The organism is Klebsiella planticola, from assembly GCF_000783935.2.
Classification (GTDB): Bacteria; Pseudomonadota; Gammaproteobacteria; order Enterobacterales; family Enterobacteriaceae; genus Klebsiella; species Klebsiella planticola.
On the sequence record NZ_CP026047.1, the window covers coordinates 3,537,266 to 3,549,095 of the forward strand.

General features: G+C 56.8%; 9 protein-coding genes. 2 read left to right on the top strand and 7 right to left on the bottom strand.

Features of this window, described 5'->3' with window-relative positions; translation table 11 throughout:
- Nucleotides 1–83: 83 nt before the first annotated feature.
- From MC50_RS17065 to poxB, 3 genes are all read right to left on the bottom strand, one after another.
- Nucleotides 84–1,517: a DUF2867 domain-containing protein gene (locus MC50_RS17065; protein ID WP_047664481.1), complete on the bottom strand. Its 1,434-nt coding sequence runs from the start codon at nucleotides 1,515–1,517 to the stop codon at nucleotides 84–86.
- Nucleotides 1,518–1,527: 10 nt separating this feature from the next.
- Nucleotides 1,528–2,529, bottom strand: coding sequence for a low-specificity L-threonine aldolase (gene ltaE, locus MC50_RS17070; RefSeq protein WP_047664483.1), 1,002 nt, complete (start codon nucleotides 2,527–2,529; stop codon nucleotides 1,528–1,530).
- Nucleotides 2,530–2,678: 149 nt separating this feature from the next.
- Nucleotides 2,679–4,397: a ubiquinone-dependent pyruvate dehydrogenase gene (poxB, locus tag MC50_RS17075; RefSeq protein WP_032688647.1), complete on the bottom strand. Its 1,719-nt coding sequence runs from the start codon at nucleotides 4,395–4,397 to the stop codon at nucleotides 2,679–2,681.
- A 152-nt stretch (nucleotides 4,398–4,549) separates the two neighbouring features.
- Here poxB and MC50_RS17080 point away from each other — a divergent pair, with 152 nt between their 5' ends.
- Nucleotides 4,550–4,984 (top strand): DoxX family protein, encoded by a 435-nt coding sequence (locus MC50_RS17080; protein ID WP_032695650.1) that lies wholly within the window; start codon nucleotides 4,550–4,552, stop codon nucleotides 4,982–4,984.
- A 152-nt stretch (nucleotides 4,985–5,136) separates the two neighbouring features.
- Here MC50_RS17080 and hcr read toward each other — a convergent pair whose 3' ends face one another.
- From hcr to aqpZ, 4 genes are all read right to left on the bottom strand, one after another.
- The gene (hcr, locus tag MC50_RS17085; RefSeq protein ID WP_047664486.1) at nucleotides 5,137–6,105 is read right to left on the bottom strand and encodes an NADH oxidoreductase; all 969 of its coding nucleotides are present in this window, start codon (nucleotides 6,103–6,105) and stop codon (nucleotides 5,137–5,139) included.
- 11 nt (nucleotides 6,106–6,116) lie between these two features.
- A complete protein-coding gene (hcp, locus tag MC50_RS17090) occupies nucleotides 6,117–7,769 on the bottom strand; it encodes a hydroxylamine reductase (protein WP_047665498.1) in 1,653 nt (550 codons plus the stop codon).
- A gap of 222 nt (nucleotides 7,770–7,991) precedes the next feature.
- A complete protein-coding gene (locus MC50_RS17095) occupies nucleotides 7,992–8,891 on the bottom strand; it encodes a lysine exporter LysO family protein (RefSeq protein WP_032688644.1) in 900 nt (299 codons plus the stop codon).
- Between the two features lie 127 nt (nucleotides 8,892–9,018).
- Complete coding sequence (aqpZ, locus tag MC50_RS17100) at nucleotides 9,019–9,714, bottom strand: aquaporin Z (RefSeq protein WP_047664489.1); 696 nt, start codon at nucleotides 9,712–9,714, stop codon at nucleotides 9,019–9,021.
- 394 nt (nucleotides 9,715–10,108) lie between these two features.
- On the opposite strand from aqpZ, the gene MC50_RS17105 reads away from it, so the two are divergent.
- A complete protein-coding gene (locus tag MC50_RS17105; RefSeq protein ID WP_032688641.1) occupies nucleotides 10,109–11,767 on the top strand; it encodes an ATP-dependent endonuclease in 1,659 nt (552 codons plus the stop codon).
- The last annotated feature ends 63 nt before the right edge of the window (nucleotides 11,768–11,830 follow it).

Genomic DNA, 11,830 nt, shown 5'->3' on the forward strand with positions numbered 1-11,830 from the left:
CCCAGAAAAGAATTTCGTGCGCATTTTTCCGTGATTCTCCTCATGATGCAATGAGAATGATGAAAGAATGCCACACATACTGCCTATTTGCCTGTGATTTGTTCGGCCAGCCGGGCAATGCGTCGCGCCATACCGCGAAAGATAAACAGATGCGCCGGGATCATCAGCAGCCAATAGAACAGCCCGGGCATGCCGTGAGGATGCCACCAGGCGCGGACATCCAGTTCGCGGCGATCGCCTTTGTCGCTCAGCGTAAAACTCAGGCGTCCAAGACCCGGCGCTTTCATGCCGAATAATAAGGTTAGCTGCTTTTGCGGTTCGACGATAATGACCTTCCAGCTGTCCACCGTATCACCGGTCCGTAGGTTGGCACGATCGGGACGACCTTTCGCCAGCCGGTGGCCGACCAACAGGTCCATCGCCCCGCGGATCCGCCACAGAATATTGCCAAAGAAGTAACCCTCTTTGCCGCCGATTTGATTGACCACCTGCCACAGCGCCGCCGCGCTGGCGTGGGTGCTCACCGTACAACCGGCCTGTTTAGGATAGTAGCCATACTCCGGCCGCCAGCGGGCAAACGCCTGGGCGTCATAGCCCCAGTCGCTGGAGTTGGCGAGCTGCTCTTCCTCTTTTAGCGTGCGGCGCACCGCTTCATCAAAGGAGATCAGCGTCTGGGGGATCAGCGCGCGCAGGGCGCGATCGTCGGCGATCAGATCGTGCTTTAACCCCTGAATCAATGCCCGGGCGATAGTCGGAGGGACCGACGTAATCACGTTGAGAAACCACACCGAAATCCAGCGGGTGGGGAAGGGGATCGGGATTAACAGGCGATGTTTGCCGCTCACTGCCATAAAGCGAGTGAACTGCTGCTGGTAGCTTAATATTTCTGGTCCGGCGGCCTCCAGTACGCGATGAGCGCTGGCCGGATGGTGAAGCAGCTGCACCAGATAATAGAGCAGGTTTTCCAGAGCGACAGGCGTCGTTCGCGAGCGAACCCAGCGCGGTGGCGTCAGGATCGGCAGGTTGTAGACCATATCGCGCATCACTTCGAAAGCGGCGGAGCCGGCGCCGATGATAATTCCCGCCCGCAGTTCGGTGACCGGTACGGCGGATTCCCGCAGAATGTCGGCGGTGATTTGCCTGGCGCGCAGATGATCCGATTGTTCAGCTTCCGGCGCCTGCAGGGAGCTGAGAAAAATCAGCTGCCGGACCGGCGTGACGCGCAGGGCATCGCGAACGTTGACCGCGACCCGACGTTCGTGCGCAATAAAATCGCCTCCTTCGCCCATTCCGTGCACCAGATAATAAACGGTATCCACCTGCGCCAGCAGGGCGGAAAGCCCCTGCGGCTGGTTAAGATCGAGCGGATGGCTGCTTACGCCCGGAAGATTGAGTTTTTGCAGCCTGTCGACATGACGTGCCGCCGCCAGCACCGGGTAACCCTGCTCGCTTAATGCCTGCACCAGATGCTGGCCGATATAGCCGCTGGCGCCGAGCACCAGAATTCGTTGCGACACGCCGGGCTCCTTAGCGCTGCAAAAATGCCTGCCAGTGGCCGACGACGTCCGCAAGCTGCTGGCGGCTGACATCCAGATGGGTGACCAGGCGCACGATCGGCGAGGCATTGATCAGCACGCCGCGCTGCTGCATAAATGCGCCCAGCGCTTCGGCGTGTTCTTCTCCCACGCGGACAAACACCATGTTGGTATCATGCCGGGTCACGTCGGCGCCCATTGCGCTGAGCTGCCCGGCCATCCACGCCGCATTGTCGTGGTCCTCTTTTAACCGTTGGACGTTGTTTTGCAGGGCATAGAGGCCTGCCGCCGCCAGAATACCGGCCTGGCGCATGCCGCCGCCGACCATTTTCCGCCAGCGGGTGGCGCGGCGAATGTACTCGTGGCTACCGATCAGCAGCGAGCCGACCGGCGTGCCCAATCCTTTAGAAAGACAGATAGTAAAAGAGTCGCAATATTGGGCGATATCCCGCAGCTCACAATCGTATTCCACGACCGCATTGAAGATACGCGCGCCGTCAACGTGCAGCGCCAGATTGCGCTCGCGGGTAAATTGCCAGGCTTCTTTTAGATAGTCACGCGGCAGAACCTTACCGTTATGGGTATTTTCGAGGCTCAGCAGGCGAGTTGGGGCAAAGTGGATATCGTCAGGTTTAATCTTCGCGGCGACTTTATCCAGCGGCAGAGTGCCGTCTGCGGCGGCGTCTATCGGCTGCGGCTGAATGCTACCCAGTACCGCCGCACCGCCCGCTTCATACAGATAGTTATGCGCGCCCTGGCCGACGATATACTCTTCGCCGCGCTGGCAGTGGCTCAGCAGGCCGACCAGATTAGCCTGGGTACCGGTGGGCAGGAACAGCGCGGCTTCTTTACCGGCCAGCTGGGCGGCGTAGCGCTGAAGTTCATTTACCGTTGGATCGTCACCATACACGTCGTCTCCGACCGGGGCGGCCATCATCGCCTCCAGCATGGCGGGTGCTGGGCGGGTTACGGTATCACTGCGTAAATCTATCACGGCATTTCCTTCTGGGTGGCTCATCCCGCAGGCGGCTGTGGCGCGCCTTTTTTGACCCCGGCGACAGGCGTGGTGCTGTCGTCGGGGATTCTCGGGCGCGCCGCATCACGGCATCGGGCATGATTTCAGGTATTAACTAAAAGAATGTTTTACCTGAGCCAGTTGGTTTTCGCCAGTTCGATTACCTCATCGCCGCGTCCGCTGATAATGGCGCGCAGCATGTACAGACTAAACCCTTTGGCCTGCTCCAGTTTGATCTGTGGCGGAATGGCCAGCTCCTCTTTGGCGACGACAACATCCACCAGTACCGGACCATCGGTACTAAACGCGGTCTGTAACGCGCTATCGACCTCGCTGGCTTTTTCGACGCGGATCCCTGTGATCCCGCAGGCTTCAGCAATGCGGGCGAAATTCGTGTCGTGCAATTCGGTGCCGTCGGTCAGATAGCCTCCGGCTTTCATTTCCATTGCCACGAAGCCGAGGACGCTATTGTTAAAAATGATAATTTTTACCGGCAGCTTCATTTGCGCCAGCGAGAGGAAGTCGCCCATTAACATGCTGAAACCGCCGTCGCCGCACATCGCCACCACCTGGCGATCCGGCGCTGTCGCCTTGGCGCCAATCGCCTGCGGCATGGCGTTAGCCATCGAACCGTGGTTAAACGACCCGATCAGGCGGCGTCGGCCGTTCATTTTCAGATAGCGGGCGGCCCAGACGGTTGGCGTCCCGACGTCGCAGGTGAAAATTGCGTCGTCGGCGGCAAAATGGCCGATCTGCTGCGCCAGATACTGCGGGTGAATCGCTTTGTCGCTTGGTTTCGCCAGGTCATCGAGTCCTTTACGCGCTTCGCGGTAGTGCTCAAGGGCTTTATCCAGAAACGCGCGGTCGGTTTTCTCTTCCAGATGCGGCAGCAGCGCGCCGAGCGTGGATTTAATATCGCCGACCAGCGCCATATCGACTTTGCTGTGGGCGCCGATGCTGCCGGGGTTGATATCAATCTGGATGATTTTGGCGTCGGTGGGGTAGAAGGCCCGGTAGGGGAACTGGGTTCCAAGCAGCACCAGGGTATCGGCATTCATCATGGTATGGAAACCTGAGGAGAAGCCAATCAGTCCGGTCATCCCGACATCATAGGGGTTGTCATACTCAACGTGCTCTTTGCCACGCAGGGCATGAACGACAGGGGCTTTTAATTTCGCGGCAAATTGGACCAGCTCGGCGTGCGCGCCGGCGCAGCCGCTGCCGCACAGCAGGGCGATATTGCTGGAATAGCGCAGTACCTGCGCCAGCTTTTTGATCTCCTCTTCCGGCGGCGTGACCGTCGGCAGCGGCGCAGCGTACCAGTGAGTGCTGGCGTTCTCCGGCGCGGCTTTCAGCGCCACGTCGCCGGGCAGCACGACCACCGATACGCCACGGTTAATCACCGCTTTGCGCATCGCTATTGCCAGCACCTGCGGGATTTGCTCTGGCGTGGAGACCAGCTCGCAATAGTGGCTGCATTCGCGGAACAGCTCCTGCGGATGGGTTTCCTGAAAATAGCCGCTGCCGATTTCACTGGAGGGAATATGGGCGGCGATGGCCACCACGGGAACGTGGTTGCGATGGCAGTCAAAAAGACCGTTAATCAGATGGAGGTTACCCGGGCCGCACGAACCTGCGCAAACCGCCAGTTCACCGGTTAACTGCGCTTCGGCGCCTGCCGCAAAGGCGGCGACCTCTTCATGTCGGGTGGGCATCCAGGCAATGGTGCCCATCCGGTTCAGGCTATCGCTCAGTCCATTGAGGGAGTCGCCGGTGACGCCCCATATGCGTTTTACGCCGGCCTGTTCAAGTGTTTTTGCTATGTATGCCGCCACAGTTTGCTTCATGGTTCTCCATCTCCTTTTTGTGATAACGCTTACAAGCTTAGATGAAACTGACCGTTCCGCCCGCCGGTCCCCCTCATTTTCCGCTGGTTTTATTGTTCGCAAATCCCGCATATTGTGTCGACACACCAGACGGTAAACAGGAATCATTTCAAATGGTTAAATCGCTGTTAAATGCTGTTAATAAAATGTTTTCACATGATGATGTCGGCAAACTCTTGTTACGACTTGCAGTGGGTGGGCTGATGCTGTTTCACGGATTGCATAAGCTTGTTGCTGGCGTGGACGGCATTAGCGGTATGCTGGTGGCCAAAGGATTGCCCGGTTTTATCGCCTATGGCGTACTGGTGGGGGAGGTGGTTGCGCCTTGTCTGCTGATTCTGGGGATCCTTACTCGTCCGGCGGCGCTGGTACTGGCGTTTACGATGATCGTGGCGTGGCTGATGGTGGGAATGGGCGAAACCGGATCGCTGGATAAAACCGGGGCCTGGGCAATTGAGAGTCTGGTCTATTTCTTTATTGGCGCGCTGGCGATTGCCTGTCTTGGGGCGGGGCGTTTCTCGGTGGTGGGAAATTCGGTCTGGCGATGAGGAATTGCCGGATGGCGCTGCGCTTATCCGGTCTACAGCGACTCTCGTAGGCCCGGTAAGCGTTAGCGCCACCGGGCATTTGTGTCGGGTGGCGCGGTGTTGACCCGACCGACAAAACGACAACGGCTCTCGTAGGTCGGACAACTCTACGATCAGGCGAGAACCAAATCCCCCTGCGGATGGCAGGAGCAGGCCAGCACGTAACCCTCAGCGATTTCCGAATCGGTTAACGTCATGGTACTGCTGACGGTATATTCACCAGAAACCACTTTGGTTTTGCAGCAGCCGCACACCCCCGCGCGGCAGGCGACGGTCACCGGCACCTGGTTGCTTTCCAGCGCCTCCAGCAGCGTGGTGCCGACCGGTGCATAAAACGCCTTCGCTGGCTGCAGTTTGGTGAACTTCAGTCCGGCGGTGGCCGCTTGTGCAACCGGCGTAAAGAACTTTTCTTTAAAGAAGCGCGTTACGCCAAGGGCGGTCACTTCCTGCTCGACCCAATCCATATAGGGCGCAGGTCCGCAGGTCATTACCGTACGGGTTGCGAGGTCCGGCACGCTTTTCAGTAACTCCGTGGTCAGACGCCCGGCGACAAAACCGTGGGTAGCGTTATTTTCCGCCACCAGCGTCACCGGGTACTGTCGCCACTCATCGGCGAAAATCACATCCTGAGGCGAGCGAACATTGTAAATCACCTGCACATCGGCCTGTGGACGATATTTTGCCAACCAGCGGCGCATCGACATAATCGGGGTCACGCCGCAGCCGGCGGCCAGCATCAGGAACTTGTCTTCCGCTTTATCTTCACAGGTGAACTCACCCATCGCGTCGGACAGCCAGAGATAATCACCGCGTTTGAGCTGACGGGTCAGCCACTGTGAGCCGGCTCCCTCGTCAATCCGGCGAACGGTCAGCGTAATGTATTCGCTGACCCCCGGCGTCGACGAAAGGGTATAAGCGCGCAGCGTCTCTGCCGAATTGCGCACGCTCACCAGCGCGTACTGCCCGGCACGGTACGGATAATAGTCGTGGCAGAGCAACGAAATCGTCCAGACATCCGGCGTCTCCTGATGGATGTGATGAACCTGCATCCGCCACGGGCACTGATGGGTTGGCATGGTCATTCTCTCGCTCCTTACGCGCTTAGCAGCTGCTGCATGTCTTCTTCTACGGTGGTCACTGAACGCAGGCCAAACTTCTCATTGAGAATCGCCAGCAGGTCCGGCGTGAAGAAGCCCGGCGCGGTTGGACCGGTCACGATGTTCTTCACCCCCAGCGAAAGCAGGGTCAGCAGAATAACAATCGCTTTTTGCTCAAACCAGGAGAGCACCAGCGAGAGCGGGAGATCGTTGACGCCGCAGCCCAGTTTCTCCGCGAGGGTGACCGCCAGAATAATCGCCGAGTAGGCGTCGTTGCACTGACCGGCATCGACCAGACGCGGCAGACCTTCGATATCGCCGAAGTCCAGTTTGTTAAAGCGGTATTTACCGCAGGCCAGGGTCAGGATCAGGCAGTCATCCGGGACGCTGGTGGCGAAATCGGTGAAGTAGTTACGTTCACCGCGCGCGCCGTCGCAGCCGCCGACCAGGAAGATATGGCGCAGTTTTTCACGGCTCACCAGGTCGATAAGGGTATCCGCGGCGCCGAGCAGCGTCTGGCGACCGAAGCCGACGGTGATCAGGTGTGGAATTTCGCTGTACGGGAAGCCCGCCATCTGCTGTGCCTGAGCGATAACCGGAGCAAAATCATCCCCCTCGAGGTGATTGACGCCCGGCCAGCCGACAATGCTGCGGGTCCAGATACGGTCATCATAGGCGCCAACGGTCGGGTCGATAATGCAGTTCGAGGTCATCACGATAGGGCCAGGGAAGCGGGCAAATTCTACCTGCTGATTTTGCCAGCCGCTACCGTAGTTACCGATCAGATGTTTGAATTTACGCAGCTCCGGATAGCCGTGCGCCGGCAGCATTTCACCGTGGGTATAGACATTGACGCCGGTGCCTTCGGTTTGTTGCAGCAGATTGTAGAGATCTTTCAGGTCGTGGCCAGAGATCAGGATGCACTTGCCTTCGGTCGCTTTGACGTTGACCTGAGTCGGGGTCGGATGGCCATATTGAGTGGTTTCACCGGCATCCAGAATGCTCATTACTTTGAAGTTCATCTGGCCGATTTCCATTGAGCACTCCAGCAGAGCGTTCAGATCGGCGGGCCAGGTGCCTAACCAGGCCATGATTTTGTGGTACTGCGCATAAATGTCATTGTCGTACTGACCGAGAACGTGCGCGTGCTCCATATAGGCCGCTGCGCCTTTCAGGCCGTACAGGCACAGCAGACGCAGGCCGAGAATGTTCTCGCCAATAGCCGCTTTGTCTTTGTTGGGGGTAAATTCCGCCGCCTGGCGCTGCAGGTCGCCGAGATCGTCGCTCGCCAGCTGCAGATCGGCTATCGGGTTATCGACGCTGGCGGTCGCATCAACGCTCAGGCATTGTGCTTTCAGCGCATCGCGCATGGCAATCGCCTCACGCGCGTAGCCAACAATACGCGGGGAATCGAAGTTAACGTTGGTCAGCGTGGAGAAAAATGCGCGCGGGGCAAAATTATCAACATCATGATTGATGATGCCATATTCACGGGCCTTTACCGCCCATGCGGACAGACCTTGTAGGGAAGCAATCAGCAGATCCTGGAGATCGGACGTTTCTGCCGTTTTACCGCACATACCCTGCGCGTAAGAGCAGCCGTTCCCTGCCGGGGTACGGATGGTTTGTTCACATTGCACACAAAACATGGTCACACCTTTTTTAAAGTTATATTTGAGATACATGTTTAAGGTTATGCCGGTAAAAGAAGGGAGAAAAGGTATTTCTGATACAATTTAAAGGGAGATTGATTTAGCGCAAATTTGGCCGCGGTGGGCTACCGCCACGGAGGTACAGATCAAGACCAGGGCGATGTGCCCCCGGGCGCGGCGAATACCATCGCCGGGGGCAGAGTGAGGGCGCTGAATGCTTCAGGCCGAGAAGAGGGCGATCAGCACCGGCACCAGCAGGCTCAGAACAAAACCGTGGACGATGGCGGCAGGGACAATCTCGACGCCGCCGGAACGCTGTAAAACCGGCAGGGTAAAGTCCATTGAGGTGGCGCCGCATAGCCCTAATGCCGTGGAGCGACTGCGGCGAACCAGGCCCGGGATCAGCATGATGGCCAGCAGCTCGCGGGAAAGGTCATTGAAGAATGCGGCGCTGCCGATGACCGGTCCAAAGGATTCAGTCATCAGGATCCCGGAGAGCGAATACCAGCCGAACCCGGAGGCCATGGCCAGGCCGGTCTTCAGCGGCAGGTCGAGAATAAAGGCGTTAATCACCCCGCCGGCTAATGAACTCGCCGTGACGACCACTGCCACAATCATGCCGCGACGATTAAGTACTATTTGCCGTAAAGTCATTCCATTATTTCGCAGCTGAATACCAATCAGGAACAGCAGGAAGATCAGCGTATATTCGCTCGCCTCGGTGGCATGCTGTAAAAATGACAAACCGCTCAGACCAATCAGGAAACCAATAAGCACCACGCCGCACAGCTGCAGAGATTCCATGGCCATTGCGACGCGCGAAGGTAATTTCTCCTGCCGGTGCTGGTGACGCCACGGCATTTTCTGCTCGAGCCACATTAATGCGGCAATATTACACAGCAGAATAACCACCACGCTGACCACCGCATAATGAAGAATGGACAGCAGGTTGCTGGAAAGATTGTCGAGGAAGGCGAGACTAATCCCCATGAAAAAGAGGATCACGTAGACAATCCAGCTCAACAGTCGCGTAATAAGTTTTAGTACTGAAGGGTGACGCAGAGGAATAAGGTAGCCGGCAACCAATGGCAGCAGAATGATTAATAATCCCGAAAACATGAACGATCTGGTCCTTGCAGAATGAGGTGAGCGCCACTGACACTACCCAAATCAGAGAACCGAGTAAAGCTGTGCCTGAAAAGAAAGGCCCGGCATTGCCGGGCCTTGCGTGAAACCAGATAAAGGGTTAATTGCGTTTTTCCAGCAGAGTACGGTACAACACGCCGCCGAGGATACCGCCGATAACAGGCATCACCCAGAATAACCACAGCTGCTGCAGCGCCCAACCCCCCTGGAAAATCGCCACGGCGGTGCTGCGCGCCGGGTTAACCGAGGTATTGGTGACCGGGATGCTGATCAGGTGGATTAAGGTTAGCGCCAGGCCAATCGCGATGGGCGCGAAGCCGGCCGGTGCGTTTTTATCCGTTGCGCCATGAATGACCAGCAGGAAGCCGCAGGTCAGGACAATTTCAATCACAATGGCGGACAGCATGGAGTAGCCGCCAGGCGAATGTTCTCCGAAGCCGTTGGAAGCAAAGCCGCTGGCTGCGGCATCAAAACCGGCTTTACCGCTGGCCACCACATACAGAACGGCAGCGGCAATAATACCGCCAACCACCTGGGCAATAATATAGCCAATCACGTCCTTCGCCGGGAAACGACCGCCGGCCCACAGACCTAAAGTGACCGCCGGGTTGAAGTGCCCACCGGAAATATGACCGACGGCAAATGCCATGGTTAATACAGTTAAACCGAAGGCTAAAGCCACCCCGGCAAACCCAATTCCCAGCTCCGGGAAGGCTGCGGCGAGCACGGCGCTACCGCACCCACCAAACACAAGCCAGAATGTACCAAAGCATTCCGCTGCTAATTTTCTGAACATAACCACCTCAAAAGAATAATGTAAACGGGCACGGATTGTGTGCCGATCTTTATTTATCGACATAAAGGATAACGATAAAAATAAAGCGACGCTATTTTATGGACGATCGTCATCCTGCGGCTAGCTAAATAACTAGATTTAATTTGATTTAGGGCAATGTGATCTTAATCCTTGCACCATTGGTGATTGCACAAAAGTGTAGAACAAAAATAATAAAGATAACCACTTTGGCGAATGAATTATTTTCAGAATAAATAGCACGGTTAATAATCATAACCAGGGCAATGTCACTCGTCGGCTCGGGGCCGCGTTTAGGCCGGTAGTGTCATGTTTACGCATGTCTCGCTATACTGCTGATTATTGAAGGAGAAAGTGGTGACTGAGCGGAGGAGATATGCATCTTGAGCGGGTAGAAATCGTCGGTTTTCGCGGCATCAATCGTTTATCGCTGATGCTGGAGCAAAATAACGTTCTGATCGGCGAGAATGCATGGGGTAAATCCAGCCTGCTGGATGCGCTGACGCTACTGCTTTCGCCGGAATTTGAGCTCTATCACTTCGTCCGCGATGATTTCTGGTTTCCGCCGGGCGATGTTCAGGGACGTGAACATCATCTGCATATCATTTTGACCTTCCGCGAGAATGAGCCAGGCCACCATCGGGTGCGCCGTTTTCGTCCGCTGAGCGACTGCTGGGTGCCCTGCGAGGATGGCTATCAGCGTATTTTTTATCGCCTGGAAGGCGAACTGACCGATGACAACAGCGTCATGACGCTGCGCAGCTTTATCAACAGCAGAGGCGAGGCGCTGGCGCTGGACGATATTGACGAAATGGTGCGCCACCTGGTGCGGCTGATGCCGGTTCTGCGTCTGCGCGATGCGCGCTTTATGCGGCGCATTCATAATGATGCCGTTCCGCACTCGCCGCAGATTGAGATAACCGCTCGCCAGCTGGATTTTCTCTCTCGTGAGCTGGTGAATCACCCGCAAAATTTAACCGATAGTCAGATACGCCAGGGGCTATCGGCTATGGTGCAACTGCTGGAGCACTATTTTGCCGAGCAGAGTAGCGCGCAATCTCGTCACCGCCTGATGCGTCGTCACTCGCATGACGAACAGCGTAGCTGGCGTTACCTGGATATTATTAACCGAATGATTGATAAGCCCGGCGGCCGTAGCCATCGGGTGATCCTGCTTGGCCTGTTTTCAACCCTGCTACAGGCCAAAGGGACGGTAAGGCTCGACCGCGACGCGCGGCCTCTGCTGTTGATTGAAGATCCGGAAACGCGTCTGCATCCCATTATGCTGTCGGTAGCCTGGCATTTACTGAATTTGCTGCCGCTGCAGCGCGTCACGACCACCAACTCCGGCGAACTCCTGTCGTTGACGCCGGTGGAACACGTCTGCCGACTGGTGCGCGAATCCTCGCGCGTATCGGCCTGGCGGCTTGGGCCTGGGGGAATGAATGCGGAAGACAGCCGGCGCATCGCTTTTCACATTCGCTTTAACCGCTCCTCCTCACTGTTTGCCCGCTGCTGGCTGCTGGTTGAAGGGGAGACCGAGACCTGGGTTATCAACGAACTGGCCCGGCAGTGCGGGCATCATTTTGATGCTGAAGGGGTCAAGGTCATTGAATTTGCTCAGTCGGGGCTGAAGCCGCTGATCAAGTTTGCCCGTCGGATGGGAATTCAATGGCACGTGCTGGTCGACGGCGATGAGGCGGGGAAAAAATATGCGGCGACGGTTCGTGGCCTGCTCAACGATGATCGCGATCTTGAACGCGAGCACCTGACCACGCTTCCGGCGCTGGACATGGAGCACTTTATGTATCGCCAGGGCTTTAACGATGTTTATCATCGGGTGGCGCAGCTACCGGCGAATGTGCCGATGAATATGCGACGGGTGATTACCAAGGCGATTCACCGCTCGTCAAAACCGGATCTGGCCATTGAGGTGGCGATGGAGGCCGGTCGCCGCGGCGTGGAGTCGGTGCCGACGCTGCTGAAAAAAATGTTCTCCCGCGTGCTGTGGCTGGCGCGCGGTCGGGCAGACTAAGCGTGGTGACAATAAGAATGATTCAAATTTAGCGTTATGTTTTTACCCTCTGCGGATAGAATC

Bases quoted from the DNA above. Each gene is read 5' to 3' on its own strand.
- MC50_RS17080 (WP_032695650.1), top strand. From the start codon at position 4,550: ATGGTTAAATCGCTGTTAAATGCTGTTAATAAAATGTTTTCACATGAT.
- poxB (WP_032688647.1), bottom strand. From the start codon at position 4,397: ATGAAGCAAACTGTGGCGGCATACATAGCAAAAACACTTGAACAGGCC.
- MC50_RS17105 (WP_032688641.1), top strand. From the start codon at position 10,109: ATGCATCTTGAGCGGGTAGAAATCGTCGGTTTTCGCGGCATCAATCGT.
- hcr (WP_047664486.1), bottom strand. From the start codon at position 6,105: ATGACCATGCCAACCCATCAGTGCCCGTGGCGGATGCAGGTTCATCAC.
- MC50_RS17095 (WP_032688644.1), bottom strand. From the start codon at position 8,891: ATGTTTTCGGGATTATTAATCATTCTGCTGCCATTGGTTGCCGGCTAC.
- aqpZ (WP_047664489.1), bottom strand. From the start codon at position 9,714: ATGTTCAGAAAATTAGCAGCGGAATGCTTTGGTACATTCTGGCTTGTG.
- hcp (WP_047665498.1), bottom strand. From the start codon at position 7,769: ATGTTTTGTGTGCAATGTGAACAAACCATCCGTACCCCGGCAGGGAAC.